At 63.1% G+C, this 25,159-nt stretch carries 25 protein-coding genes; 19 read left to right on the plus strand and 6 right to left on the minus strand.

The genetic code is table 11. The annotated features are described in order from the left end of the window. Window positions 1-18: 18 nt before the first annotated feature. The 11 genes from PAN31108_RS18095 to PAN31108_RS18145 all read left to right on the plus strand — a co-directional run bounded on the left by PAN31108_RS18095 (window position 19) and on the right by PAN31108_RS18145 (window position 9,634). On the plus strand, window positions 19-957 hold the full coding sequence (locus tag PAN31108_RS18095; protein WP_150670209.1) for a branched-chain amino acid ABC transporter permease: 939 nt from the start codon (window positions 19-21) through the stop codon (window positions 955-957). Beyond that, window positions 930-1,784: a branched-chain amino acid ABC transporter permease gene (locus PAN31108_RS18100; protein ID WP_150670210.1), complete on the plus strand. Its 855-nt coding sequence runs from the start codon at window positions 930-932 to the stop codon at window positions 1,782-1,784. Before PAN31108_RS18095 ends, PAN31108_RS18100 begins: the two co-directional genes overlap by 28 nt. Then, a complete protein-coding gene (locus PAN31108_RS18105) occupies window positions 1,781-2,554 on the plus strand; it encodes an ABC transporter ATP-binding protein (protein WP_150670211.1) in 774 nt (257 codons plus the stop codon). Before PAN31108_RS18100 ends, PAN31108_RS18105 begins: the two co-directional genes overlap by 4 nt. Further along, the gene (locus tag PAN31108_RS18110) at window positions 2,541-3,302 is read left to right on the plus strand and encodes an ABC transporter ATP-binding protein (RefSeq protein WP_150670212.1); all 762 of its coding nucleotides are present in this window, start codon (window positions 2,541-2,543) and stop codon (window positions 3,300-3,302) included. Before PAN31108_RS18105 ends, PAN31108_RS18110 begins: the two co-directional genes overlap by 14 nt. Continuing rightward, on the plus strand, window positions 3,286-4,242 hold the full coding sequence (locus PAN31108_RS18115) for a VOC family protein (protein WP_150670213.1): 957 nt from the start codon (window positions 3,286-3,288) through the stop codon (window positions 4,240-4,242). Before PAN31108_RS18110 ends, PAN31108_RS18115 begins: the two co-directional genes overlap by 17 nt. 32 nt (window positions 4,243-4,274) lie before the next feature. Next, the gene (locus PAN31108_RS18120; protein WP_150670214.1) at window positions 4,275-4,691 is read left to right on the plus strand and encodes a RidA family protein; all 417 of its coding nucleotides are present in this window, start codon (window positions 4,275-4,277) and stop codon (window positions 4,689-4,691) included. A 17-nt stretch (window positions 4,692-4,708) separates the two neighbouring features. Beyond that, a complete protein-coding gene (locus PAN31108_RS18125) occupies window positions 4,709-5,428 on the plus strand; it encodes a fumarylacetoacetate hydrolase family protein (RefSeq protein WP_150670215.1) in 720 nt (239 codons plus the stop codon). After that, complete coding sequence (locus PAN31108_RS18130; RefSeq protein WP_150670216.1) at window positions 5,425-6,216, plus strand: ribonuclease activity regulator RraA; 792 nt, start codon at window positions 5,425-5,427, stop codon at window positions 6,214-6,216. The genes PAN31108_RS18125 and PAN31108_RS18130 overlap by 4 nt, the downstream gene beginning before the upstream one ends. Continuing rightward, entirely contained in the window at window positions 6,213-6,638 is a 426-nt protein-coding gene (locus PAN31108_RS18135) for a cupin domain-containing protein (protein WP_174995041.1), read from the plus strand. Before PAN31108_RS18130 ends, PAN31108_RS18135 begins: the two co-directional genes overlap by 4 nt. Window positions 6,639-6,785: 147 nt before the next feature. Further along, entirely contained in the window at window positions 6,786-8,315 is a 1,530-nt protein-coding gene (locus tag PAN31108_RS18140) for an aldehyde dehydrogenase family protein (RefSeq protein ID WP_150670217.1), read from the plus strand. A 164-nt stretch (window positions 8,316-8,479) separates the two neighbouring features. Next, window positions 8,480-9,634 carry a porin gene (locus PAN31108_RS18145; protein WP_246184030.1) on the plus strand — a complete coding sequence of 385 codons (1,155 nt, stop codon included), beginning with the start codon at window positions 8,480-8,482 and terminating at the stop codon, window positions 9,632-9,634. A gap of 349 nt (window positions 9,635-9,983) precedes the next feature. Here PAN31108_RS18145 and PAN31108_RS18150 read toward each other — a convergent pair whose 3' ends face one another. The 3 genes from PAN31108_RS18150 to PAN31108_RS18160 all read right to left on the minus strand — a co-directional run bounded on the left by PAN31108_RS18150 (window position 9,984) and on the right by PAN31108_RS18160 (window position 12,670). Beyond that, window positions 9,984-10,397 carry an IPT/TIG domain-containing protein gene (locus PAN31108_RS18150; RefSeq protein ID WP_150670218.1) on the minus strand — a complete coding sequence of 138 codons (414 nt, stop codon included), beginning with the start codon at window positions 10,395-10,397 and terminating at the stop codon, window positions 9,984-9,986. A gap of 206 nt (window positions 10,398-10,603) precedes the next feature. Then, entirely contained in the window at window positions 10,604-12,010 is a 1,407-nt protein-coding gene (locus PAN31108_RS18155) for an MFS transporter (protein ID WP_150670219.1), read from the minus strand. Between the two features lie 6 nt (window positions 12,011-12,016). After that, window positions 12,017-12,670, minus strand: coding sequence for a DsbA family oxidoreductase (locus tag PAN31108_RS18160; protein ID WP_150670220.1), 654 nt, complete (start codon window positions 12,668-12,670; stop codon window positions 12,017-12,019). Between the two features lie 326 nt (window positions 12,671-12,996). Here PAN31108_RS18160 and PAN31108_RS18165 point away from each other — a divergent pair, with 326 nt between their 5' ends. From PAN31108_RS18165 to PAN31108_RS18195, 6 genes are all read left to right on the plus strand, one after another. Next, window positions 12,997-13,509 (plus strand): cupin domain-containing protein, encoded by a 513-nt coding sequence (locus tag PAN31108_RS18165; protein WP_150670221.1) that lies wholly within the window; start codon window positions 12,997-12,999, stop codon window positions 13,507-13,509. A gap of 208 nt (window positions 13,510-13,717) precedes the next feature. Beyond that, window positions 13,718-14,344, plus strand: coding sequence for a flavin reductase family protein (locus PAN31108_RS18170; RefSeq protein WP_150670222.1), 627 nt, complete (start codon window positions 13,718-13,720; stop codon window positions 14,342-14,344). A gap of 567 nt (window positions 14,345-14,911) precedes the next feature. Then, a complete protein-coding gene (locus PAN31108_RS18175; RefSeq protein ID WP_150670223.1) occupies window positions 14,912-16,477 on the plus strand; it encodes a complex I subunit 4 family protein in 1,566 nt (521 codons plus the stop codon). A 212-nt stretch (window positions 16,478-16,689) separates the two neighbouring features. Next, window positions 16,690-17,937, plus strand: a complete 1,248-nt coding sequence (locus PAN31108_RS18180; protein ID WP_150670224.1) for an ABC transporter substrate-binding protein — start codon at window positions 16,690-16,692, stop codon at window positions 17,935-17,937. 28 nt (window positions 17,938-17,965) lie between these two features. After that, window positions 17,966-18,838 (plus strand): carbohydrate ABC transporter permease, encoded by an 873-nt coding sequence (locus tag PAN31108_RS18185; protein WP_150670225.1) that lies wholly within the window; start codon window positions 17,966-17,968, stop codon window positions 18,836-18,838. Window positions 18,839-18,975: 137 nt separating this feature from the next. Continuing rightward, complete coding sequence (locus PAN31108_RS18195; protein WP_306440160.1) at window positions 18,976-19,800, plus strand: carbohydrate ABC transporter permease; 825 nt, start codon at window positions 18,976-18,978, stop codon at window positions 19,798-19,800. Between the two features lie 28 nt (window positions 19,801-19,828). Here the strand turns inward: PAN31108_RS18195 and PAN31108_RS18200 are convergent, their stop codons facing one another. Further along, window positions 19,829-20,857: a LacI family DNA-binding transcriptional regulator gene (locus PAN31108_RS18200; protein ID WP_150670227.1), complete on the minus strand. Its 1,029-nt coding sequence runs from the start codon at window positions 20,855-20,857 to the stop codon at window positions 19,829-19,831. 176 nt (window positions 20,858-21,033) lie between these two features. Here PAN31108_RS18200 and PAN31108_RS18205 point away from each other — a divergent pair, with 176 nt between their 5' ends. Then, window positions 21,034-22,029, plus strand: a complete 996-nt coding sequence (locus PAN31108_RS18205) for a phosphatidylinositol-specific phospholipase C (RefSeq protein ID WP_174995042.1) — start codon at window positions 21,034-21,036, stop codon at window positions 22,027-22,029. Between the two features lie 105 nt (window positions 22,030-22,134). After that, a complete protein-coding gene (locus PAN31108_RS18210; protein WP_150670228.1) occupies window positions 22,135-22,962 on the plus strand; it encodes an inositol monophosphatase family protein in 828 nt (275 codons plus the stop codon). A gap of 48 nt (window positions 22,963-23,010) precedes the next feature. Here PAN31108_RS18210 and PAN31108_RS18215 read toward each other — a convergent pair whose 3' ends face one another. Together PAN31108_RS18215 and PAN31108_RS18220 are read right to left on the minus strand one after the other, a co-directional pair. Then, the gene (locus PAN31108_RS18215; RefSeq protein ID WP_150670229.1) at window positions 23,011-24,087 is read right to left on the minus strand and encodes a porin; all 1,077 of its coding nucleotides are present in this window, start codon (window positions 24,085-24,087) and stop codon (window positions 23,011-23,013) included. Window positions 24,088-24,158: 71 nt separating this feature from the next. Then, window positions 24,159-25,148, minus strand: coding sequence for a PDR/VanB family oxidoreductase (locus PAN31108_RS18220; RefSeq protein WP_150670230.1), 990 nt, complete (start codon window positions 25,146-25,148; stop codon window positions 24,159-24,161). Window positions 25,149-25,159: the final 11 nt, after the last annotated feature.

Genomic DNA, 25,159 nt, shown 5'->3' on the forward strand with positions numbered 1-25,159 from the left:
TTTCTCTTAAGGACAGTCATGAATCTGCTGCTCAATCTCACGGCGCAAGGGCTGATCAACGGGGCGATCTATGCGCTGATTGCCGTCGGACTGGCGCTGGTGTTCGGGATGCTGAGAATTCTGCACATCGCGCACGCCGGGCTTTTCACCCTGGGCGGTTACGCCGGGCTCGTCGTCACCAATGCGACGGGGTCTTTCGCGCTGGGCCTCGCGCTCGCAATGCTCGTCTCGTCGGTGTGCGGCGTGTTGATGTACCGGTTCTGTTACGAGCCGATTCTCAGCCAGCCGGCGTACGTACCGCTGATCGCATCGGTCGGCATGTTTCTGGCGATCGGCGAGTTGCTCCGTCTCGTCTTCGGTGACAAGGGCATGGCCTACCTTGTGCCGCCACTGCCGGGGGGAATCGATATCGTCGGTATTCACTTGCGCTACGCGGAGCTCGCCGTTGTCGTGCTGGCGTGTGTGCTGTTCAGTGCACTCGCATGGTTTTCCAGCCGTTCCCGAATGGGGATGGCCTGGCGAGCCACGATCAGCGAGCCGCGTATGGCCGAATCGTGCGGTGTCGATCTGCGGCACGTGCGGTATCTCACGTTTGCCATCGGTTCCGCGTTTGCGGCCGTCGCCGGCGTGCTCGTCAGTGTTCTGAACAATGTCGTCGATCCCACCATGGGTGCAGTGCCCAGCTACAAGGCGCTCGCGATCATCGTGCTCGGCGGCCTCGGCAACATGGGCGGGACGCTCGCCGCCGCGCTGTTGCTCGGCGTCCTGGAGGCCTTCGGTGCGACATACCTGTCGGCGTGGATCGATCGTGACAGCCTGGCTTTCGCCGCGATGCTCTGCGTGCTGCTGGTACGCCCCGAAGGTCTGTTTGCACGCGCCTCCGGCCAGGGGGCTGTGTTCACGCTAATGCAATTGAAAGGAGCCGCCAAATGGGCGCTTATGAAACGGCCCTCGTGATTCTGATCGGGGTGCACATCGTGCTGGCGGTCAGTCTCAATCTGATATCGGGCCTTTGCGGTCAGGTCAGTCTCGGTCACGCCGCCTTCTTCGGAATCGGCGCCTATACCACCGCCGTGCTCTCGAAACTCGGGTTCGCTATTTGGGTCACGTTACCGGCTTCGATGACGTTCGCCGGTATTTGCGGCGCGATCGTCGGGTTTTGCAGTCTGCGCGTGCGAGACGATTTTCTGGCGATTGCCACCATGGCCGCAGGCTTTCTGTTTCTCGGGATCGTGCGCACCAGCGAGGCGCTGGGCGGCGAGTTGGGGCTGTCCAGGATTCCCGACGCGGGCTTCGGCGACGGATTCGTCTATTTCGTCATCGTGTGCACCGCGCTTGTGGTCGGTTTTTGCGTCTATATCAAGCGTAGCTGGCTGGGATATGCGTTCAGTGCGGTCGGTGCGGACGAGATCGCGTCGCGCAGCATCGGGATCAACAGCGCGGACTTCAAGCTGACGGCCTTCGGCATCGGCACGGCGCTGGCCGGTGTGGCGGGGTGCCTGTATGCGTACTTTCTCGGCACGGTGGACCCGCAATCGTTCGGCTTTCCGGTCTCGATCATGATCCTCGCCATGGTGGTCATCGGCGGCATGGGCTCGATCGGCGGTAGCGTGCTCGCCGCCGTTCTGCTCACCTTGTTGCCCGAGTGGCTGCGCTTCGTCAGCAGTTACAAGCTGCTGGTCTTCGGGGGACTGCTGTTCGTGATGATGCGCTTCTTGCCGCGCGGAATCGCACCCTGTCTGCGTCTGGATGCATGGCGTTTGCGTACAGGGAGAGCGGCATGACCGTGGAATCTCCCCTCCTGTCGATAACCGACGTCGGCGTGCGTTTCGGCGGCATCGCCGCAGTCGACCGGGTCTCGCTCGACGTGAGCGAAGGCGAACTCGTGGGGCTGCTCGGGCCGAACGGCGCCGGCAAGACGACCTTTCTGCGGCTTATCGCAGGCGTTGTCGCGCCGACCTCCGGGAACATCGTTTTCCAGCGCGAGCCCATCAATCGCCTCGGCACTGCTGCCCGTTCGCACCGCGGCATTGCCATGTCGCACCAGATCGTGCGCCCGTTTCGCAACATGTCGTTGCTGGACAACGTGGTGCTGGCGTGCGGGTTCGCGATCACTCGGACCCCGTGGTCGGCGCTGAAACACATCCGGCGGTCGCCACTGAAGGACACCGCGATGGCGCTGCTCGACCGGGTCGGCATCGCGGGGCTGGCCGACGCCATGCCGTCGTCGCAGCCGCTGGGCGTACTCAAACGCCTCGAAGTCGCGCGTGCGCTCGCAACGCGTCCGAACATGCTGCTGCTCGACGAGCCGCTCGCCGGGCTGAGCCATCGGGAGGCGGGGCGGCTCGCCGATCTGATTGCACAACTCAATGCCGACGGCATGACGATCGTGCTGATCGAGCACAACCTCTCCGAGGTCATGCGCATCTGTCCTCGGGTCGTCATGCTCAATAACGGCAGCAAGATGGCCGACGGCCCCGCCGCAGATGTCATGCGCGATCCGACGGTGATCGAAGCCTATCTGGGAGAAGGAGCGACGCATGCTCACCATTGATTCGCTGGTCTGCGGTTACGGGGCGGCCTCGGTTGTCCACGGCTTGTCCATGGAAGTCAAGGCGGGCGAGACCGTCGCGCTGATCGGCGCCAACGGCGCGGGAAAAACGTCGACGATCCAGTGCATTGCGGGACATCTCGATGTGCGCGCCGGCTCGATCCGGCTCGACGGCAAAGACATTTCCACCATGCCACCCCGTCACCGGGTGCTCGAAGGGATTGCGCTCTCGCCGGAAGGCCGCCGGTTATTCAGCGACATGACGGTCAGGGAAAACCTCATCGTGGGGGGATACAGCAGGCCCCGCAGTCATTGCTCGCGCAATCTGGAGCGAGTCCTGGATCTGTTCCCCCGGCTGGGTGAGCGTTTGACGTCGATCACCCGGACGCTGTCCGGTGGCGAACAGCAGATGGTCTCCATCGGGCGAGCGCTGATGGCCGAGCCGAGACTGTTGCTCATCGACGAGCTGTCTCTCGGGTTGACCCCGAAGAATGTCTTCATTTGTTATGAAGCGCTGTTTCGCTTGCGCACCGAAGGCATCGCCGTCGTGCTCGTCGAGCAGAACCTGTCGAATGCGCTCGCATTTTCCGAGCGTGCCTATGTACTCGATTCGGGGCGTCTGGTGTGGGGCGGCAAGTCGTCCGTCGCGCGCGATAACCCCGACCTCGTCGCGTCGATTCTCGGTATGGGCGAGTCGTCCAAACCACACGACGATATTCCTTCAGGAGTGATGCATGCCGCGCGCCACTGATGTTCTCTATGTCCGGTATCAAGTGACCGACCTCGCGATTGCCGAGCGGTTTCTCGCAGATTTCGGCATGTCCCGCGCGCAACCCGGCGACGGCAGCCGGTTGTACATGCGAGGCACCGGCGATGCCCCCTTCCTTTACGAAGCGGTGCTTGGCGACGCGTGCCGGTTTCTGGGCGCGGGATTACGGGTGCAAACGCGCACCGATCTCGAACAGCTCGCGGCCTTGCCCGATTCGGGACCGATCGAGCAGGTTGACGATGTGCCGGGCAAAGGCGAGCGAGTGCGCATGCGGATGCCGGACGGCTTCGAGATCGACGCCGTCTACGGCGGCACGCCGGCGCCGCTGCCGACATCGCACAGCACCTTGCACGACGGCAATACGCTGCCCTTCAACACCGCCCATGCCAAGCCGCGCGTCAATCGGGCCGTGCGTGTGGCCGCCGGCCCCGTGCCGGTCAGGCGGTTGGGGCACTTCGTTTTGCACGTACTGGATCACGACGTGTCGGTCGAGTGGCTGCAAACGCGCTTCGGGCTCATGGCATCCGATTTTCTCGCCCCGCCCGATCAACCCGATCGGGTCGTCGGCAGCTTTCTGAGAATCGACGCCGGCGAACAGCTCGTCGATCACCACTGCATGCTCGTGCTCGGGGCGCAGAAGGCCGGCGTGCATCACTGCTCGTTTGAAGTCGAAGACCTCGATGCGGTGATGGCGGGGCATGACCATTTGACGGCACAAGGGTACGAACTCGATTGCGGCGTCGGACGCCACCTGCTCGGGAGCCAGATTTTCGATTATTGGCGCGATCCGTTCGGGTTCCGGATCGAGCATTACACCGATGGCGACGTGGTCAACAACGCGCACCGCGCAACGATTTTCTCGGGAACGGCGGACGAAACGACGCAATGGGGAGCCAAACCTCCTCGCGAGTTCTTTAGCTAAACATGCACAGCGACATCAAGAGGCAAAACAGTATGAGCATTGAAAAGATCACCAGCCCCGAAGTCTCGGAGCCGGCGCCGGGCACCTGGTCGAACTGCCTGAAAGTGGGCGACACCGTCTACATCGCGGGGCTAACCGCGCGCGACAAGCAATTGAATCCCGTCGGCGGCAACGAATACGAGCAGGCCAAGCTGATCTTCACGCGTATCGGCCATTTGATCGAGGCTGCGGGCGGTTCGTTGAACGACATCGTCAAGATCAACATTTTCCTCACTCGCATCGAGCACCGCGAGGAGGTCTGGCGTGCGCGCCGCGAGTGCTTCACGGGTGAGTTTCCCGTGGCGACGCTGGTGGAGGTGAGCCAACTGGCGCAGCCCGAAATTCTCGTCGAGATCGAAGCGCTCGGCGTGTTGAATCAGGGCGGCCGACCGGCTCGGGCCCGGCACTGACAGGAGCGTCAATTCAAATGAATCAGTATGTGGTTGAGCCGGCAGCACTGACAACAGTCCCGGTCGTCGGTAGCGACGCCGTTTTTCCGGTGCGCCGTGTGTATTGTATCGGCCGCAATTACGCGGATCACGCCCTTGAGATGGGGGTGGACCCCCGCGAGGAACCGCCGTTCTTCTTCTGCAAGCCGACCGATACCGTGGTATCGAACGCGCACGGCCCGGTCGAAGTCGCGTTTCCGCCGCTGACCGAGAACTTTCACCATGAAGTCGAGTTGGTGGTTGCCATTGGCGAGGGCGGCAAGGACATCGCCGTCGAGCATGCTGCCCGCCATGTCTGGGGATATGCGGTCGGTGTCGATCTGACCCGCCGCGATCTGCAACTCGCCATGCGCCATAGCGGCAAGCCGTGGGAAATCGGTAAGACCTTCGAGCGTTGTGCGCCGATCGGTCGCATCACCCCGAAAGCGGCCGTCGGTGCATTGACCTCGGGGAAGATCGCCTTGACGGTTGACGGCGAACTTCGTCAGGAAAGCGATTTGTCCAAGCTGATCTGGCCGGTCGACGACATCATCGCGATCCTCTCGACTTACTTCACGCTCGCACCGGGCGATCTGATTTTTACCGGTACACCGCATGGCGTGAATCGTCTCGAGGCCGGCAACGCGCTGCACGCCACGTTCGACGGGCTCGACGACCTGCACATCAACATCGTGGGCGCCCACAAGGAGCTCGCATGACGACGACGTTCGACTCAAGGGCAGGACATCACGACGCCCGCGCCGCCAATCCGGCATTCGTGCTCAGCGAGGCGACCCGGGAAAAACTGATGCGCGTGGGGACGGCAAACGTCGCCAACGCATTGCTCAAGCGCGGGTTTCGCAATGTCTATCTGCTGGGCGTAATACCGATTTCGTCCGGTCAGACGCAACTCGTCGGCCCGGCATACACGTTGCGCTTCATGCCTGCACGTGAAGACATCGACACGATGGCGAACTACAGCAGTTCCGAGAATCTGCATCGCCGTGCCATCGAGGAGTGTCCGCCCGGCCATGTCCTCGTGATCGATAGCGGGAGATGCCTGCGCGCGGCGTCGGCCGGCGACATGATGGCGTTGCGCATGCGGCATCGCGGCGTGGCGGGCGTGGTCACGGACGGGGGGTTTCGCGACACTCCGGCAATCCGCCGCACCGGTCTGCCCGCCTATCAAGTTCGGTCCGCACCGCCCGCAACACCCATCGCCATGCATCCCGTGGAACTCAACGGGCCGGCCGCCTGTGCCGGGGTGGCGATTTATCCCGGGGATGTGATGGTCGGCGACAGCGAGGGCGTGGTGGCGATTCCCTGGCATCTGGTCGACGAAATCGCTCACGAGGCGGACGACGCCGTGGCTTATGAAATGTTTGCCGAACAGCACCTGGTCCGAGGCCGATCGATCCTCGGCTTGTTCCCTGCAACGGCGGAAAGCCGTCAGGAATACGAGCAATGGGTCGCGGCCGGAAGACCGCCCTTGGAGACTGACAAATGACGGGCCCCAGTGAAACGATGATGAAGACGCTCGAAGTCCTGATTCAGACGAGCGCCCTCGACCCCGCTGCATGGATCGATTTTCCGGAGTATGGCTTCCGCCAGTACTTCCTCTGGAAAAACGCCGACACCGGCGCGAGCATTGCGCTCCTGGAGTACGAGAAAGGAGGGCGCATTCCGGTCAAGCATTCGCATGCGTCGAATCAGTTCATGTACTGCCTGGAAGGTGACTACGAATACACGGACTCAGGCTTGCGTCTTACGCCGGGGGCTTTTTACATGAACCCCAAAGACCATCCGCATGGACCGACGCTGGCGCACGAGCGCAGCGTGCTGATCGAGATTTACGACGGCCCCCACTACTACGAGAAGCCGGTTTTCCACACGGACGAATCGATCGGTGGATTTCTGTCGAAGTCCTGACGCACTGCATCGGCCGGCCACGGAAGCGGCGGTGCACGGGCCCGGGGCGACATTGGATGACCTGGGGCGGTATAGCGCGGCATCGCGTGGCATAGCGCGACCTGTCGAAAAAACGTAGATGGCGATGATTCGCCGAAGGAATGAAAAATGTTTGAAACCTCCAACGTTCTCGAAATGTTCCGGATACTCCCGGTTCACCCCGGAGCCTGCGTCGGGCCGGACGGTTGGTCGGATACGACCGGCCGCGTGGTGTTCGACGCCGTCAATCCGGCCGACGGCACCGTGACGGCCCGGGTCGCGGCCGCCACCCATGCCGACTACGACGCCATCATCGACGTGGCAACGCGTGCTCAGACGCGCTGGCGCATGGTGCCCCCGCCGCGCCGCGGCGAGCTTGTCGCGCGAATCGGCGAGCTGGCGCAGCAGCATCTGGAAGGACTTGCCGCCGTGGTCGCGCTCGATACCGGAAAGTCGCTGATGGAGGCGCGCAGCGAAGTCGGCGAGTTGATCGACATGGCCATGATGGCGGCCGGACAGTCGCGCATGTTGTACGGCTTCACGCAGCAATCGCAGCGGGCCAAGCACCGTATGTATGACCAGTGGCTCCCGCTGGGCGTGGTCGGGGTCATTTCGGCATACAACTTTCCTGCGGCCGTTTGGGCCCAGAACGGCTTTCTCGCCGCCATCGGCGGTAACACCGTGATCTGGAAGCCCAGCCCCAAGGTGCCGCTCACCGCGCTTGCGTTGCAGGCGTTGTGCAACCAGGCGATGAAGGAGATGGATTTCGAGGGCGTCTTTACGCTGTTCCTGCCGCAAGACAACGAGGTTGCGGAGCGTCTGGTGGCGGATACGCGTGTGGCGCTGGTGTCGTTTACCGGATCGACAGCGGTTGGGAAAAGGGTGGCAAACATTGTCGGCAGCACGTTGGGACGACGCTATCTGCTCGAATGCTCCGGTAACAACGGTTGCATCGTCGACGAGACTGCAGACCTGAAGCTGGCCGCGCGCAGCATCACGTTCGGCGCCGTGGGCACCACGGGACAGCGCTGCACAAGCACGCGTCGCGTGATCGCACAGCGAGGTATCGCGAATGAACTCGTGGAGTTGCTCAAGCGCGCCTTCGAGCAGATCACCGTTGGCGATCCGCGGGAACCGGGCGTCGTGGTCGGCCCGCTGATCGATGCTGCGGCCGTGGGCCACTTCGAGCAAGCGGTGGCAGACGCCGTGGCACAAGGGGGAACTGTGGTGTCCGGCGGCAAACGCATCGAGCGTCCCGGGAATTATGTCGAGCCGACCTTGATCGTGGGCGCGCAGCCCGGTTGGCAGTGCGTGCAGCACGAGACCTTCGCTCCGATCGTCTACGTGCTGGTCTACGACACCCTTGACGAGGCGATCGAGATTCACAACGGTGTGCCGCAAGGGCTTGCCTCGGGCATTCACAGCACGAATCTCTCGAATATCGAACTGTTCCTGTCCGCTCAGGGGAGTGACTGCGGAATCGCGAAAGTCAACATGGGCACCACGGGCGCCGACATCGGCGCTGCGTTCGGTGGCGAGAAAGAAACGGGGGGAGGGCGCACCGCCGGATCCGACGCGTGGAAGGGGTACATGCGGCGTCAGAGTGTGTGCGTGAACTGGGGCGGCGAGTCTCCCTGGGATCAGCGCATCAAGCTGTAACGGCATAGGGCGTCTGCAAGGACGCCCTATCGCCGGCAATCGAGGAAATGCATTCACGCTCAAAGTGGCGATATCACCCATAAGTATTTAGTACTACTTAATTTAAATAAAACAACTGGTCACAGGTCTTGGGGCGCACGTTTATTAACGGAGTGAGGTGTCAAATGAAAGTCGCGTGTAAGTCGTCGATGTATAAGGGGATGGCTCGATTGATGGCCATTTCGGCGGTGACGGGGGCATGGTCTGTGCAAGGGCATGCACAGAGCGTGGAGCTGTACGGCATTCTCTCGGGCGGGCCGCAGTATGTCAGCAATGCGGGGGGAAAGAAGCTGTTCGGTGTTGCGAGCGGGGGCATGCAGCTTCCCCGATGGGGACTGCGCGGCTCGGAAGACCTGGGGGGTGGCACGCGTGCGATCTTTACGCTGGAGAACGGCTTCTCGCTGACCAATGGCTCGTTGTCGGCGGGGCGTATGTTCGGGCGTCAGGCATTTGTCGGGCTGTCGAACACCGGTTGGGGCACGGTGACGCTGGGCCGGCAATATGACGAAATGTCGCAAATGCTGGCGTGGTCGGAGTCGGGCAATCTCTTTGCCGGTTTTGGAACACGTATCGGCGATGCCGACAACATCTATAACACGCAACGCTTCAACAACGCGGTTCGCTATGCATCGCCGGTGATTGGCGGCCTTAACTTCGCCGCCAGCTACGCGTTCTCCAATTCGACGGGCTTCTCGAACAACAACGCGTACAGTGCGGGGGTGAACTACGTGGTGAATGGGCTGAAGCTGGGCGTGGCATTCTCCGAGTTCAATCGTCGCTCCAATGCGCAGCCGGCGAACCTCACCAACGGCGCGGTTGACGATAGTGCATATGGCTTTTCGTCCCCGTTCACCGTGAGTCGTGCCAATCCTTCGGCAGGCACGAGCGTGCAGCGCATTCTCGGCGCCGGTGCGAACTACGATTTCGGTTTCGTGAATGCGACGCTCGGGTACTCCAATATCCTGTTCAACTACAGCGACGGGACCGGCCTGAGACTTCAGAATACCGAATTGGCGTTGAGCAGACGCATTACGCCTCAACTCCTGTTGGGGACGGCGTACATCTATACCTGGGGGCAGTACGCCGACGGCACTCGGCCCAAGTACCATCAGGTGAACCTGTCCGCAATCTATTCGTTGAGCAAGCGCACGGATCTGTTCGTCGTCGGCATCTATCAACGCGCCGCCGGCGATGCGAAATTCGCGCAAATCTACTCGACGATCGCCTCGTCGACGGCAACGCAGATGCTTTACCAGGTGGGGATTCGACACCGATTCTAAGGAGACGGGAACCTGGGCATGTCGCGCTGCCGCGCGGCGTGTCCGGTTCGAGTGTCCGGATCAGTGGACAATCCTCGCCTGACGTGCGCGAACGAATGTTCGCTTCGCCGGCTTCGCGCGGTATGGCGTTGCGCCGCGCCTTGGCATGATGCCGAGACGCGATAAGCGGGATACCGGGCCGATGGGCTCGCCCGCCTTGCCGCCTCGACACCCACTGTGCTGAGCGTTGATCGTAGCGGCTAAGGCGTTTGGCGAACTTACGAAGGCTGACGGTATCCGGCAGCAGTCATGGACTTGCACTCGCGTCAGATCGTCGGCTGGGCTATGCATGCAAGAGAACGCATCGAATTCAAAACGTCTTCTTTGGCACCCCCCATAGGTAGTTCGATGGATTTTGGTGAGCGACATAAATCCGATTGACGTATTCGCCCAGGATCACTGTCTTGCAAAGCGCCACCGGGCAGTTGGGGTCGGGGCCGGTCCTTACCAGATTTGCGGGGGTTTTTGCGGGCGTCGCATCGACCTTGTCGACAGTTACGTTAATGGTGGCCATGCCATCTTTGCTGAGTTCCGGCGTGGTGCTGGTGATCGTGGCGTCGTCGACGACGGTGAAATGATAGACGCTAATACGTTTCGACGCTGCATCGACGAAGTACACTTCGGAAGCCTTCGCGAGTCCGGTTCCGATGATCTTGAAGTGGTAGCCCCCTTCGACGCCTACTGGCATTTCTGCGAATTTGATTTCAATAATGGTTGCCATCATGACCTCGCCTTGGGACATCGGGACGGAATAGGCGTTTGAGGTCCCGGAACAGCGATTGCAGCGTTCGCGAAACCGCGTCTTCAATGTAGATGACCTGCGGTGGCGGTACACCTGTCAACCCTGACAGGGGACCGGAAACGACAAAGCCCCGCGTGCGGCGGGGCTTTGTCGATGAAGGCCTACCCGAGTGGGCAACCGTGGCATGCCTAGTGTGTGCGCTTGCCCACAAGGCGCATTCCGCTGGCGATACACCCCGCAGCGGAAAACGCGGCGCCCCAGGCCAGCGCCCACGTCGAACCGTGCGTGCCGAACAGGCCCAGCGCCAGGGCGACGAGCGCGGCGCCCGTCGCCTGACCGAGCAGGCGCGACGTGCCGACCATGCCGCTTGCGCCCCCGCTGCGCTCCGGCGGCGCGCTGTGCATGAACGCTTTCAGGTTCGGTGACTGGAAGAAACCGAAACCCAGCCCGCATAACGCCATGCGCCAGCCGATATCCCACAGCGCCGCGTGCTCCGGCATGATCGCCAGCAACGCCATTCCCGCGCTCAGCATCGCCAAACCGATGGCGCCCAGGGCGCCGGGCGGGTAACGATCCGACAGCCGCCCGGCAAGCGGTGCAATGGCCGCGACGAAGAACGGCCAGGGCGTCATCAGGAAGCCGGTTTCGATGGGGCTGCGATGCAGTACGTTCTCGAAGTAGAACGGCAACGACACCAATCCCAGCCCTTGCGTCGCGAAGGCGCAGATCGCCGTGAGCGTCGACAACGCAAATGCGGGCAGGCGCAACAGGTCGACCGGCAGCATCGGTGCCAGATGCCCCCGCTCACGGCGAATCAACGCCCCCCCGAACAGCAACGCTCCAACGAAGCACGCGAGCGTCAGATGCCAGTCGGCCTGCTGAGCGCTTTGACTGAGGGCGAAGATGAGCAGCGAGAACGTCAGCACGTTGAGCAACGCGGCGATCATGTCCGGTTTATGCTCGCTGCGCGGCGTGTCGGGCAGATTGTGGCGCGAGAACGCCAGCGCCAGCAGGCCCGTCGGGACGTTGATCAGGAACAGCCACGGCCAACTGGCGAATGCCAGCACCAGCGACGCCACCGTCGGCCCGATCGCGAACGAGATGCCGACGATCAGGGCATTCAGCCCGACGCCGCGTCCTAATTGCGCCGCCGGGTAAAGGAAACGAATCAGCGCGATGTTCACGCTCATCACGGCCGCCGCACCGACACCCTGAAGTACGCGCGCCACTGCGAGAAAACCCAGCGACGGCGAGAGCGCGCACAGCACAGACGCCACGAGAAACACCGCCACGCCGGACATGAATACCCGTTTGTGCCCGACACGCTCGCCAAGCGAGGCGAACGGCAGCAGCGTGGCCACCATCGCCAACTGGTAGGCGTTCACGATCCAGACGGACGCCGACGGCGTGGTCTTCAAATCGAGGGCCATCTGCGGCAGGGCGGTGTTGGCGATCGCGGTATCGAGGCTGGCGAGGGAGACGGCGAGCAGGATCGCCGTCATTGCCAGACCGCGTCCGGTTGCGGGCGGCTCGTGGGATGGCGCCGCAGCGGCGCTCACCGTCGAATGCTCGGCGCTCGGGGGCAACGACGACATGACGGATCAGCCCTCGGCCAGAATCTGACGGATGGCTTGCTCGAAGACTTCGGGCGGTTGACCGCCGCTCACGAGATGACGGTTGTTGAAGATGATCGCCGGCACCGAACTGATGCCCAGATTCTGGTAGTGGCGCTCCAGCGCGCGCACCTGTTCAGCGTACTCGTCGCTCGACAGGATTTCGCGCGCCCGCGCCGTGTCGAGGCCGACTTGCCCGGCGGCATCCACGAGCACGTCCGGGTCGCTCGTACGCTTGCCCTCGACGAAGTAGGCGCGCAGCAGCGCTTCCTTGAGCGCGAGTTGCTTGTCGTTGCCGATCGTCTGTGCCCAATGCAGCAGGCGGTGCGCATCGAACGTGTTGTACGCGTGCGTGCGCAAGTCCATGCGCATCGGGAAGCCTTCGGCGGCCGCGCGTGCGCTGATGTTCGCCTGATTTTGCGCCAGTTGTTCCGGCGACAGGCCGTATTTGCGCGACATGTAATCGGCAAGCGGCACGCCGTCCGCCGGCATGTCCGGGTTCAGTTCGAAGGGGCTGAAGTGCAGGTCGGCTTCGACCTCGTCACCCAGACGGCTGAGCGCCGTCTTCAATGAGGCAAGGCCGATGGCGCACCAGGGGCAGGCAACATCGGAAACAAAGTCGATCTTGAGTGTGGCAGGCATGGTCTGACGGCGCCAAGGGGGCGCGTGCAATGAAAAACGCGTCGCCTTGCGCGACGCAACACGCCAATCGTCGCACAAATCGATGATTCTCGCCGGTTGCGGCGGCGTTTGTTAAGCAAGCCTTTGCGGGGAGCGGCTTTCCGGGAGGACGGGCGTCGGAGGGGATATCGCCTTGCGTTTTATCTGGCGGAAAATAGGTTTCATCGGTCGAACTCATGGCGAGGTTGATGACAACCATGGGGGGGCATGCGGTATTGTGTGAGACCCGTATCCGAATGCATCCGCAGCGCATCCAGCGCGCGTTGCCGGTTTTCAAGGAGTCCTTCATGCCGTCTGCTGCCGATCTCGTCACGTCATTGGGCTTGTTGCCGCATCCCGAGGGCGGGCATTATCGTGAGACATATCGCGCCGCCGGCACGATCGCCGGCGCTGCGTTGCCGCAGGGGTTTTCCGGACCGCGCAGCCTCTGCACCGCGATTCTCTATCTGCTCGAAGCCGGCGACTTCTCCGCGTTCCATCGAATTCGCAGCGACGAAGTCTGGCACTTTCATCTCGGCGGCACGCTCTTCATTCACGAGATCGATCTGTCCGGCAAGTTGACGACAACGCCTCTGGGCCACGATGTCGCGCACGGCGAGCGGCTTCAGCATGTCGTGCCCGCCGGCCATTGGTTCGCCGCGCAACCTGCGCCATCCACGGACTATTCCCTGGTCGGCTGTACCGTGGCGCCCGGTTTCGCCTTCGAGGACTTCGAGATGGCCGAACCGGCGGCGCTCGCCGCGCAATGGCCGGCGCATCGTGAACTGATTTTGCGTCTCGGGCGCGTTGCATCGGTGTGATGTCGGCGTGATGTCGGTGTGATGTCGGCATGATGTCGACGCAAGGCGCACGAATCGCGACGCGTGCCCGGCGTGGCGTGAGCGAATGTAGAGGGCATGGTTGGCGTAGTGAGCGCAGTGGGCGTGGTGGGCGTCGGACTGCCGACGCGTTTGTCCGGAGTGCGATAGCATCGGCGTCATACCGTACAACTCTGGGTGCCCGCTTTCCATGTCCCATTCCGACGACGTTCATTTCTACGATCCCGCCAAGGGTCACGGCCTGTCTCACGATCCGTTCAAGGCGATTGTCGCGCCCCGCGTGATCGGCTGGATTTCCAGCCGCGATGCGCAGGGGCGCGTGAATCTCGCGCCTTACAGCTTCTTTGGGGCGTTTGCCACGTTCCCCCCGATCATCGGTTTTTGCAGCGAAGGGTATAAGGATTCGATCGCCAACATCGAGGCGACGCGTGAGTTCGTCTGGAATCTGACGAGCAAGTCGCTCGTCGGGCAAATGAACCAGTCGTCCGCCCCTGTGCCGCACGACGTGGACGAGTTCGATCTGACCGGGCTGACGAAGGCCCCGGGGGTCAACGTGGACGTGCCGCACGTGGCCGAGTCGCCCGCGTCGCTCGAATGCAAGTTGTTGCAAGTCGTGCGCATGCACGATCTCGACGGCAAGCCGATGAACAACTGGCTCGCGCTGGGGCAGGTGGTCGGCGTGCACATCCGTCGCGAATTCCTGCGCGAGGACGGTCTGTTCGATACCGCCAAGGCGCATCCGGTCATGCGCGCGGGATATCTCGGCGACTACGCCGAGATCGGGCCGATGTTCGATCTGCGGCGCCCGAAGGCTTAAGCGACTTTTTTTACGTCGTTCGGTGCTTTCCCCGTGTGCCGAACTCACACCGCTCGTTGACGTGTGCGCTCGCGTGTGCCGGCACGTTCTGGCGTGTTCTGGCGTGTTCTTGCGTGTTCTTGTGTCTGCCTCGATGACGGGCGGCAACTTGTGATGCCCCGCGTCACGCTCAGTCACGCTCACTGCCTTCACATTTTGCAATGCGCTATTGACGAATTCGACGTGCGAGATCGCTTGACTTCGTCACGCCCGGCGCGCTCTGCGCTGCGACGCGTTGCCGCATGTGCTTGTCGCGCACCCGGGCGGATAGCCTGATCGCCGACCGACCGGTCGGCTGAAGCGCTCGCAATCATTTGTAAAATTTGCTGCGGTGCAAAATGTTTTCGAGGCGCGTATGCTTGCCTCCTTCGTTGACGCCCGCGCGCCCGGCGTCCCCTCCCGCAGGCATTGTAGTGCCATGATCGTCGCGTTTCGCCTCGTGTGACGCGCGCGGGGTCGGTTCGTGCCTGGCCGCGTCGACATTGCGCTTTGGCGCTCGATTTTTGTTGCGGCACACCAGGACCCTCAATGTTTCCCATCCTGTCCCTCCTGATCTGGCTTCCTATCGTGGCTGGCGCGCTCGTCATGCTGCTCGGCCACGATCGTCATCCCAATGCCGTTCGCTGGGCATCGCTTGCTGCCGCCGTGATTTCGGCCGCACCGATCGTATCGCTCGTGCGAGGTTTTCAGACGCGCATCCCTAATTTGCAATTCGTCGAGCGTTTTCGCTGGATCGACTCGTTCGACGCCTCCTGGCATGTGGGCATCGACGGGATTTCGCTCTGGCTCGTGGCGCTCACCGGGGTGACGACGATCATCGTGGTGTTGGCCTCGTGGCGTGCAGTGACCACGCGCATGAGCGCGTACTTCGGCAGCTTCCTCGTCCTGTCGGGGTTGATGCAAGGCGTGTTCACGGCGCAGGACGGCATGCTGTTCTTCGTGTTCTTCGAAGCGACGCTGCTGCCGCTGTATTTGCTCATCGGCGTCTATGGCCGGGCCAACAGCACGCGCGCGGCGGTGAAATTTTTCTTCTTCTCCCTGACCGGCTCGCTGATGATGCTGGTCTCGATGCTGTATCTGTATATGCAGACGCAGAGCTTCGACCTCGCGCGCTGGCAGACGCTGCATCTGCCGCTCGCGGTGCAGGTCATGCTCTTCATCGGTTTTCTCGCGGCGTTCTCCGTCAAGGTGCCGATGTGGCCGGTGCACACGTGGCTGCCGGAAGTCCACCTCGACGGGCCGACGGGCGCGGCCGTCATGCTCGGCATGCTGAAGCTGGGCGGCTATGGCCTGCTGCGTTTCAATCTGCCCTTGCTGCCGGACGCGAGCCACTTCCTCGCGCCGCTGATGGTCGTGCTGTCGCTCGTCGCGGTGATCTACGCGAGTCTGGTGGCGCTGGTGCAGACGGATCTGCGCAAACTGCTGGCGTACTCGGCGGTGGCGCATATGGGGCTGGTGACGCTGGGCCTCTTCCTGTTCTCGGAGATGGGCACCGACGGCGCGGTGATGCAGATGATTTCGTACGGCATCGTCTCGGGCGCGATGCTGCTGTGCACGGGCATGTTGTATGACCGTACCGGGAGCGCTTCGATCGACGCTTACGGCGGTGTGGCGAGCACGATGCCGCGCTTCGCGACATTCGCGATGCTGTTCTCGATGGCGAACGTGGGCATGCCGGGCACGTCGGGTTTCGTGGGCGAGTTTCTTGTGCTGATGGGCGCGATCAAGGCCAATTTCTGGATCGGCGCGCTGGCGTCGCTCACGCTGGTGCTGAGCGCGGCCTATACGCTGTGGATGTACAAGCGCGTGATTTTCGGTCGGGTGCGCAATGAACGTGTCGCCTCGCTCAAGGATCTGAGCCGCCGCGAATTCGCGTTGCTGGGCGCCATGGCCGTGATGGTGCTCGGCATCGGCCTCGATCCGAAGCCGCTGACCGACGGCATCGACGCCACGGCGATTCAGGTCGTGCAGGACATTGAGCACCATCGTCTGCCGGCCGGCGATCCGGGCAGCAGCGAGGTGGCCGGGCGTCCCCACGGCGATACCGCCGGTCACGCGGCGGCAACGGTCAAAGGCTTGCGCCCGGATGCGTGAGCCATCGCCTCGCGACTGGATTCGATGACAACGAAATGGGCGCCGCGAGGCGCCCATTTTTCATTTGGGGCGGCAATTGTCGCCTGCCACAATTCTTTCACGATCTCTCGCCAGAATGACGCTCGTGCCATGTCAGTGGCTTTTTTCAGTGCTGGCATTGCACACGTGTGCAAATGCCGTTCGGCAAAGTCGTCAACCCAGTGAGAGATCGTATGAAACTGTTCATCCGCCTGCGCGCGGTATCCATCGCCGTCGCCGCCTTCGTCGGCTTGTTCGCTGTTGCGACGAGCGTCAGCGCAGCCGATCTCGTCATCGCCGGGCGTGACGACATCTACGGCAAGGGGCTAGCCGAAGCCGTGACCGGCTTCAAGAAGCAGCATCCCGACGCCGACATCGAGTTGCTGAAGCTGCCCAATGCGAACCTCTACCAGAAGCTGAAGCTGTCGATGCGCGAGGCCACGGGCGCTTACGATCTCGTGATGATGGACGACACGTGGTCGCCGGAATTCATGGCGAACGGCTGGCTCAAGCCGTTGCCCGCCACGCTCGTCGATGCCGACATGGTCGCGTCCACCGTCGCGCTGGGACGCGCGCCGGGCGGCAATCTATACGCGCTCCCGGTGGTCGGCAACGTCGAAATGTTCGCGTACCGTCGCGACCTGCTCGCGAAGTACAAGCTGCAAGCGCCGCGCACGTGGGACGACGTGCTCAAGATCGCTCAGGCGACCAGCGCAGAGGCGGGCGTGTCGGGCGTGGTGTTCCGTGGCACGAAGGGCAATCCGGTTGTGACGGGCTTTCTGCCGATCCTGTGGGCGTACGGCGGCGACGTGATCGATGCGAACGGGAAAGTCGTCATCGATTCGCCGCAGGCGCTCGCGGCGCTGAAGATGTTCGTCTCGCTCAAGGGTTACGCGCCGAAAGATGTCGCTGTGTACGGAGCGGCCGAGGTGCGCGACGCCCTGCAAAAAGGCGCGGCCGCTCAGGCCATCGAAGTCTGGCCGGCATGGGTGCCGGCGCTCGACGATCCGAAGCAGTCGCGCGTCGTGGGGGAGGTCGCCTTGCAGGCGCCGCCGGGGCAAGTGAAGGGCCCTGCGCCGATGCTCGGCATCTGGCAGATGGCGATTCCGAAAGACGCGCGGCATGCCGCGCTCGCGCAGGACTTCCTCGCCTATCTGACGTCGCGCGACACGCAGATGCGTCTGGCCGCGATGGGCATTCCCCCCACGCGCAAGAGCGTGTTCGAGGATGCCGCCCTCGTGAAGCAGTTCCGCTGGTATCCGGACCAGCTCAAGGCGCTCGAAGCCGGCCGTGCGCGCCCGCGTGTGAAGCAATGGGAGCAGGTCGAGAGTCTGCTGGGTGACGCGCTCCAACTCGTGCTGACGGGGCAACTCACGCCGGAGGCCGCGCTGCGTCAGGCGTCGCAGAAGATCGCGCCCGCGCTCGCGACGCCGGCGAACTGACGTCAACCGATGAACTTCCGACGATTCCATGCGTGATTTGCGTCGCTGGCTGCCACTGGTCTGGCTCGTAGGACCGGCGTTACTGGTCATGGGTGTGCTGGCGTTATATCCGGTGTTGCAAGTGCTGGTCGACTCGTTTTTCAACGTCGACTATGCCTCGGGGCGCCGTGCGTTTGCCGGACTCGCGAACTACCGCACGGTGCTCGCCGACGACAACTTCTCGGTCAGCTTTTTCAACACGGTGCACTTCACGGTGGTTGCGTCGGTATGCGAGGTCGTGCTCGGCGCGGCGCTGGCGTTGCTGTTCTCACGGGCGTTTCGCGCCCGGCGCTTCGTCATGCCGCTGCTGATACTGCCGATGATGCTCTCGACGCTGGTGTGCTCGGCAATCTGGCGCCACTGGCTGAACTACGGTGGGTTTTTGAACGCATGGCTCGCGAAGTTCGGTCTGCCGGGCGTGCAATGGCTGCCCGATCCGGGGCTGGCGATCTGGTCGCTCATTCTCGTCGACGTCTGGCAATGGACGCCGATGGCTTTCCTCATCATCCTCGCGGGCCTCCAGTCCATCGATCCCGAACTCTATGAGGCGGCGCGCACCGACGGGGCGAGCGAGTGGCAATGTCTGCGCGACATCACATTGCCGCTGCTCGTGCCACAGTTCGTGCTTGCGCTGCTGCTGCGCTCGATCGACACGTTCAAGCTGTTCGACAAGGTGTACGCCCTCACCGGGGGCGGTCCGGGCAATGCGACGCAGACGTTGTCGACCTACGTCTACGACACCGGTTTTCGGTTCTTCAGCGTGGGGCCGGCGAGTGCGGCGTCGGTGTTGATGCTGCTGATGGCGGCCATGCTGGTGTCGGTCAACGTCTGGCTGTCGATTCGCAAGCGGGAGGCGAGATGAGTCGTGTCATGAAGGCGGGAGCGGCCTCAGACGCTCCGCCGGCGTCGCTTTCGTCTCCTTCGTCTCCTTCGTCACCTTGGTCGCCTGGGTCGCCTTCTTCACTTTCGTCGCCTGCGTCATTCTCCTGCCCGGCGGCGTTGCGCCGGACGGGACAGCGAGCCGCGCTCTGGACGCTACGCGTCACCGCGCTGGTGCTGATGCTGTTGCCGTGTCTCTGGATGCTGGGGGCGGCGTTCACGCCGTCGTTGGAGCGTCTCGATCATCCGCTCGCGCTCTGGCCGCAAGCGCCGACATTGCAGCACTTTCAGACGGTGTGGGAGAGCGGCATCGGGCGTCAGGTACTCAATTCGCTGCTGGTGAGCGCGGGCACGACGTTGCTTTCGCTCACGCTGGCATTCCCGGCGGCTTACGCGCTGGTGCGCCTGCGCTTTCCGGGGCGTCTCGACGTGGCGTTTCTCATGCTCGTGCTGGCCGTCAAGCTGATGCCGCCCATCACGGTGGCGGTGCCGCTGTTCTCGCTGGCGAAGACGTTGCATCTGCTCGATTCGACAGTCGGGCTGATGCTCGCTTATCAGGTGTACACGCTGCCATTGTCGATCTGGATGCTGTTGTCTTTCGTGCGTGAGATTCCCGTGGACTACGACGAAGCTGCCTGCATCGATGGTGCGGGGTTGTGCCAGCGTCTGGTGCACATTATGCTGCCGCTGTGTGCGCCGGGGCTGGTCGCGACGGCAATCTTCGTGCTGATCGCCGCGTGGAACGAATTCTTGCTCGCGTTGTTGTTCGTCTCGTCGCCGAGTCGATTCACGCTGCCGCTCGCGGTGGCGGGCTACGTGACGGAGAACGGTATCGATTGGGGCGATCTGATGAGCGTGGGAATGATTGCGTCGCTGCCCACGCTGGCCGTTGCCGGCTATGTGCAGCGTTATCTGCTGCACGGATTCTCTGGCGGGTTGAAGTGATGGGCTGACGAGGCCGCCGCGGGGACGCTCAATCGCAGCTTTTCCGGATAACGCCGGTGATCGGCACGACGCGTGTTCTCGATGCACCGGAGAACGCATTCATCCGGTCGATGAGGAGTTCGGTGGCGGTGTTCGCCAGTGCGTAAGTGTCCTGCGCAATGGTGGTGAGTCGATAGTTGTCGTAGCTGGCGGCGGGAATGTCGTCGAAGCCCACGACGCGCAGGTCTTCCGGCACACGCAACGAGAAGTGCCGGCGCGCGGTATCGATGAAGCCGAGCGCGAGCAGGTCGGACGAGCAGAAGACGCCGTCCGGGCGAGCGTTCCGACTCAGCAGCGCGTGTGCGGCGGCGACACCGCACTCGTAAGTGTCCGTCGGGGTGCTGTGCGTCTCGACCGGACGGCCCAGCGCGTCGTGGCGGTGCGCGATCTGACGGACGGCGCGTAGAAAGCCGGTACAGCGGGCTTTGCCGTTGTAGCTGGGTTTGGTCGGGCCGACGAAGGCGAGGTGCGTCGCGCCGGCGTCGATCAGCAGTTGTGCGGCCAGCGCGGCGCCGGCGGCATTGTCGCTTACGACGACGTCCGCCCCCGGCAGGTTCGATGCGCGGTTGATCATGACAACGGGGATCTCGCCTTCGAGGTACTGGCGGGCGAGCCCGAGCGGCGGCGAGGCCGACGTCATGATGATGCCGCCGATCCGGTAGCTCAGCAGCGTGTCGAGCGACTGCTGGATTTGCACGGGGTCCTCGGCGTTCACCACGATGGGCGTGAGCTTGTGGCCACCGAGGGCGGCAATGATTTGTGCGAGCAGTTTGGCGCGAAAGGGGTTCTCGAAACCGGCGGTAACCACGCCGATCATGCTGCTTCGCTGCATGATCATCTCGCGGGCGATGAGATTGACTTGATAGCCGAGTGCGCGGGCGGCCTCCATCACACGCGCTCGCGTCTCGGGGGCGATGCTGGCCGTGGGGGAGAAAGCGCGCGAGACGGCGGAGCGCGATACGCCCGCGTGGCGGGCGACATCGGCGGCGGTGACCCAGGACGTTTGTTTCTTCGGCATGGCGTGGCGAGTGGGGGGACGCAAAGCTTGCTCCGCGCAGCCTGCCCGAAGAAAAGGGCAAGATGATGACGAAACGACGAAGTACAACGGTAACACGTGAATCCCGGATCACCGGCATATCGGCGCATTTCGCATCGGCGGCGCTGCTGCCGCAGCCGAATGAAAACGACATCGCCATGGCTGACTGGATGGCGGCGCTGCCCGACGAGCAGGCGCTGCATCGCCTGACGTTGCCCGGCAGTCACGACACCTGCGCCTATACGGTCGAGGACGCGCTGGCGAAGACGCAGGGGGCGAGTCTTGCCGTTCAGTTGGCGCGCGGCGTTCGTGTGCTCGATATCCGCTGCCGGCACGAGGACGATGTGTTTCACATCAATCATCAACGCATTGCCCTGGGCCTGATGTTCGACGAGGTGCTCGCGACCTGCGCGGCTTTCCTCGTGCGACATCCCGGCGAATGCATCGTGATGTCGGTCAAGGACGAATGTGCGGACCGGCACTGCACACGCAGTTTTGCACAGACGTTTGCGTCGTATGTCGAGGGTTATGCCGCGGATGTTCGCTGGCACCTGGACGACGCAATGCCCCGGTTGGCAGATGTGCGGGGCGCCATCGTGCTGCTGCGGCGCTTTGTCAGTGAGGCGCCGCTGGGCATCGATCTCACGGCATGGCCGGACAATGCGACGTTCGACATCGATGCGGCGGGCGCGTCGTTCGTGATTCAAGACGAGTATCGGGTGCCGGTGGAAGCGTCCATCGATTACAAGTTTCGGCGGATCGAGGCGTTGCTCGTTCGCACCGAAGCGATGGTGGACGCGCGCTGGGTGATCAATTTTTGCAGTGGTACCGGCATGGGCGCGAATCCTTCGCGCGTGGCGCGCGGCGGCGCGCGGCCCGATCAGCCAGGAATCAACGACAGGCTGTTGACGCGTCTCGATGACTATCGCGGACCTTGCGGCACCGTGATGATCGACTTTTGCGAGCACGCCGACTGGGCGCTGGTTCGGGCGTTGGTGGCGCGTAACTGGCGTCATGCGGGGAATGCGCCCGGCGCGGGTAAAACCGTTCATGTCGGCGATGTCGGCGATGTCGGCGATGTCGGCGATGGAGCGGGGACGGCGTACCCGCGTAAAGGGTTGAGCGGCGATGCTGCCCGACCGGGGCGCTCGTAATGTTGCTTCGTGTTGCCGTGTCATCGTGTCATCGTGTCTTCCGTGATTTCGTGATTTCGTCTGTCCGGCGGCCGTTGCGGTCGCGTCTCATCAGGATTTCGTTCCATGCATCCCATGCTTAATGTCGCGATCCACGCCGCCATCGGCGCAGCGCAGATCATCCATCGTGCGTCGGCCGATCGTTCTGGGTTCACCGTCAGCAAGAAGCGGCACAACGATTTCGTCACGGCGGTGGACCGGGCGTCGGAGGCGACGATCATCGACACGCTGAGGTCGGCTTACCCCGACCACGCCATTCTGGCCGAGGAGTCGGGCAGATCGGAGGGCGCACACGGGAATGCGGACTTCCAGTGGATCATCGATCCGTTGGACGGCACCACGAACTTCATCCATGGTTTTCCGTATTACTGCGTGTCGATCGCCTTGGCGTACCGCGGTGAGGTCACGCATGCGGTGGTCTACGATCCGAATCGCAATGAGTTGTTCACGGCCACGCGCGGCGGCGGCGCGTTTCTGAACGAGCAACCCATTCGTGTGGGGGCGACGGCGCGACTGGCCGACGGTCTGATCGGCACGGGCTTTCCGTTCCGGGACACGGATGACGTCGCGACGTACACGCGGTTATTCGTCGAGATGAGCGGGGCTTGCGCGGGGTTACGTCGCCCGGGGGCGTGCGCGCTCGATCTGGCGAACGTTGCCGCAGGACGTCTCGACGGCTTCTTCGAGCAAGGCGTGAACGCTTGGGACATGGCCGCAGGCAGCCTGTTGATTACGGAAGCGGGCGGACACGTGGGCGACTACACCGGCGGCGACGCGTTCCTGCGCCTTGGCGAAATCGTGGCAGGCAACCCCGAGGTGTATGCGGAGATGGTGCCGAAGCTGAAGGGGGATAGCCGGGCGATCCGGTCAGGGACACTGTTGGTTGCGAGGTGATTTCACAGTGATTCCGCGTTGATGACCTGCGGCGTCTCCCCCGTCGACTCAGAACAGGTGACGGATGCCGGCCATCACGCCCACGCGCGTCGCGCTGTGTACGCTTGTCACCGGCGTTCCAGCCCAGTATTCGGTCTCCCGTCCGACGGCGCCACCGCGCGCAAAGGTGGCGTCGGCCTCCAGAAAGAGGCTGGTTCGTTTCGACAGGGCATAATCCGCCACCGCCGATACCGCGTCGGCGTTGCCTCCCCCGAGAGGAATGGGGGTGGACTGGAACTGCGTCGTGACATTCCCGCTTTGGTGGTAGCGGTAATAGGCGCCCGAGAGATGCAGGGCGGGAGTGATCCGATAGCCGAGACCGACGAAGGCAATATCGAAATGCGCGTTGGGATGGGTTTCGCGGCGGCCCATGTAACCGGCGTAGCCCGTGGCGTCGCCGACCACGTAGGACACGCCGACGGAGACGTTGTGCAGCGTCGTGTCGCCGGTGCCCGGGCGTTGCTGGTCGTAGGCGACGCCGACGGCGAACGGGCCTTGCTGGTACATCAGGCCGCCGCCGAACGTCGCACCGCGCACCATGCTGCCGGGCTGACCACCCACGCCGTAGTCGAGCTGAACGCTCAGCGGGCCGAGCGTCTTTTTGTAGACCACACTGTTGTTGACGCGGTAGCCCTGGAAAAAGATATCGCCGCCGGTGTAGAGCGGGTCCGACCAGAAGTTGCCCCAACTCTGATCGAGCGGGTTGAACGACCAGCCGATGTTGTTCAGCGCGTTGTACTGACGGCCGAAGGTCAGGGCGCCCCAATCGCCGGATAAGCCGACGTACGCCTGACGTCCGAACAGCGCGTTGTATGCGGTCTTGCCATCGTTGGTGCCGAAGCCGTTTTCGAGGAGGAAGACGGCCTTGTTGCCGCCGCCCAGATCTTCGTCGCCTTTGAGCCCCCAGCGGCTGCCGCCGATGCCGCTGGAGACCACTTCGGCCTGATCGTGGTGAAGGCCGTCGATGTTCGACGTATACCGCACGGCGGTGCTGATCACTCCGTATAACGTCACGTTGGATTGCGCGAACGACACGGCGGGCAACAGCGCGCCCGCCAGCAGCCAGAGGCTGGCCGGTTTCCTCATGAGAGTCTCCTCGGGGGGATCGTGGCCAGCATGCGAGCGCTGGCTCTCGTTATCGTTTGGGTTCGTCCCGGTCAGAGGTCGAGGACCAGCTTGCCGCCCTTGGCGCGCGACACGCAGATCATCATCGTCTTCTGTGCCGCTTTCTCTTTGTCGCTCAGGTACTGGTCGAAGTGGACGACCTCGCCTTCCAGAACGCGGGTTTCGCAGGTGCCGCATACGCCCTCGCGGCAAAGGCATTCGACGGGGACGTCGCCGTCGCGCTCGATGGCCTTCAAAATCGATTCTCCCGCGCCGACCACGACAGTTTTCCCCGACTTCGCCAGCACGACGGTGAAGGCGTCGCCGGCTTGCTCGGGGGCGGCGAACTGTTCCCAGTGCACGCGCGACGGCGCCAGACCGATGTCCTGCGCCGCCTGGCGCACGGCTGCGATCAATGCAGCGGGTCCGCAGACATAGACATGGGCGCCGGGGGCCATTGCGCCGAGCAGGCCAGGAAAGTCGAGCTTCTGGCCTTTGCTGTCGACATAAAAACGGACGTTTGTCGCGGGGCTCGCGTCGGCGGGCGTGCGCGTGAGTGCTGTCAGTTCGTCGCGAAACGCGCCGTGCTCATCCGCACGGAATGCATAGTGCAGCTCGTGGGACGCCCCACGCTTGCGCAATTCGTGCATTTGCGACATGAAGGGCGTAATGCCGATGCCGCCTGCGATCAAAACATGGTGATGCGCGCTCGCGTCGAGCGCGAAAAGGTTGTTCGGCGTCGTGATGGTGAGCGAGTCGCCTTCGGCCACCTTGTCGTGCAGAAACGCCGAGCCGCCTTTCGAATTCTCCTCGCGCCGCACCCCGATCTGATAGCTGCCGAGCGCGTCGGGTGAACTCATCAGGGAATAGGCGTTGTTGTACTGACGCTCGCCATCTCGTATTTGCACAATGACGTGGCTGCCGCCGGAGAACGGCGGCAGTTCGCTGCCGTCCGCCGCTTCGACGGTGAAGCGCTTGATCAGCGGTGTCACACGCTCGATGCGCGAAACCCGCACCTGGAGGGTCTGGTAGGTATTTCCCATGCTGCTGTCGT

Source organism: Pandoraea anhela, from assembly GCF_902459655.1.
In the GTDB taxonomy this organism is placed as follows: domain Bacteria; phylum Pseudomonadota; class Gammaproteobacteria; order Burkholderiales; family Burkholderiaceae; genus Pandoraea; species Pandoraea anhela.

What these genes read in the sequence shown, in the direction of transcription:
- PAN31108_RS18105 (WP_150670211.1), top strand. Translation starts at nt 1,781, where the DNA reads ATGACCGTGGAATCTCCCCTCCTGTCGATAACCGACGTCGGCGTGCGT.
- PAN31108_RS18135 (WP_174995041.1), top strand. Translation starts at nt 6,213, where the DNA reads ATGACGGGCCCCAGTGAAACGATGATGAAGACGCTCGAAGTCCTGATT.
- PAN31108_RS18180 (WP_150670224.1), top strand. Translation starts at nt 16,690, where the DNA reads ATGAAACTGTTCATCCGCCTGCGCGCGGTATCCATCGCCGTCGCCGCC.
- PAN31108_RS18170 (WP_150670222.1), top strand. Translation starts at nt 13,718, where the DNA reads ATGTCCCATTCCGACGACGTTCATTTCTACGATCCCGCCAAGGGTCAC.
- PAN31108_RS18100 (WP_150670210.1), top strand. Translation starts at nt 930, where the DNA reads ATGGGCGCTTATGAAACGGCCCTCGTGATTCTGATCGGGGTGCACATC.
- PAN31108_RS18125 (WP_150670215.1), top strand. Translation starts at nt 4,709, where the DNA reads ATGAATCAGTATGTGGTTGAGCCGGCAGCACTGACAACAGTCCCGGTC.
- PAN31108_RS18160 (WP_150670220.1), bottom strand. Translation starts at nt 12,670, where the DNA reads ATGCCTGCCACACTCAAGATCGACTTTGTTTCCGATGTTGCCTGCCCC.
- PAN31108_RS18210 (WP_150670228.1), top strand. Translation starts at nt 22,135, where the DNA reads ATGCATCCCATGCTTAATGTCGCGATCCACGCCGCCATCGGCGCAGCG.
- PAN31108_RS18220 (WP_150670230.1), bottom strand. Translation starts at nt 25,148, where the DNA reads ATGGGAAATACCTACCAGACCCTCCAGGTGCGGGTTTCGCGCATCGAG.
- PAN31108_RS18140 (WP_150670217.1), top strand. Translation starts at nt 6,786, where the DNA reads ATGTTTGAAACCTCCAACGTTCTCGAAATGTTCCGGATACTCCCGGTT.
- PAN31108_RS18185 (WP_150670225.1), top strand. Translation starts at nt 17,966, where the DNA reads ATGCGTGATTTGCGTCGCTGGCTGCCACTGGTCTGGCTCGTAGGACCG.
- PAN31108_RS18215 (WP_150670229.1), bottom strand. Translation starts at nt 24,087, where the DNA reads ATGAGGAAACCGGCCAGCCTCTGGCTGCTGGCGGGCGCGCTGTTGCCC.
- PAN31108_RS18095 (WP_150670209.1), top strand. Translation starts at nt 19, where the DNA reads ATGAATCTGCTGCTCAATCTCACGGCGCAAGGGCTGATCAACGGGGCG.
- PAN31108_RS18130 (WP_150670216.1), top strand. Translation starts at nt 5,425, where the DNA reads ATGACGACGACGTTCGACTCAAGGGCAGGACATCACGACGCCCGCGCC.
- PAN31108_RS18200 (WP_150670227.1), bottom strand. Translation starts at nt 20,857, where the DNA reads ATGCCGAAGAAACAAACGTCCTGGGTCACCGCCGCCGATGTCGCCCGC.
- PAN31108_RS18205 (WP_174995042.1), top strand. Translation starts at nt 21,034, where the DNA reads ATGGCTGACTGGATGGCGGCGCTGCCCGACGAGCAGGCGCTGCATCGC.
- PAN31108_RS18115 (WP_150670213.1), top strand. Translation starts at nt 3,286, where the DNA reads ATGCCGCGCGCCACTGATGTTCTCTATGTCCGGTATCAAGTGACCGAC.
- PAN31108_RS18155 (WP_150670219.1), bottom strand. Translation starts at nt 12,010, where the DNA reads ATGTCGTCGTTGCCCCCGAGCGCCGAGCATTCGACGGTGAGCGCCGCT.
- PAN31108_RS18110 (WP_150670212.1), top strand. Translation starts at nt 2,541, where the DNA reads ATGCTCACCATTGATTCGCTGGTCTGCGGTTACGGGGCGGCCTCGGTT.
- PAN31108_RS18145 (WP_246184030.1), top strand. Translation starts at nt 8,480, where the DNA reads ATGAAAGTCGCGTGTAAGTCGTCGATGTATAAGGGGATGGCTCGATTG.
- PAN31108_RS18175 (WP_150670223.1), top strand. Translation starts at nt 14,912, where the DNA reads ATGTTTCCCATCCTGTCCCTCCTGATCTGGCTTCCTATCGTGGCTGGC.
- PAN31108_RS18150 (WP_150670218.1), bottom strand. Translation starts at nt 10,397, where the DNA reads ATGATGGCAACCATTATTGAAATCAAATTCGCAGAAATGCCAGTAGGC.
- PAN31108_RS18165 (WP_150670221.1), top strand. Translation starts at nt 12,997, where the DNA reads ATGCCGTCTGCTGCCGATCTCGTCACGTCATTGGGCTTGTTGCCGCAT.
- PAN31108_RS18120 (WP_150670214.1), top strand. Translation starts at nt 4,275, where the DNA reads ATGAGCATTGAAAAGATCACCAGCCCCGAAGTCTCGGAGCCGGCGCCG.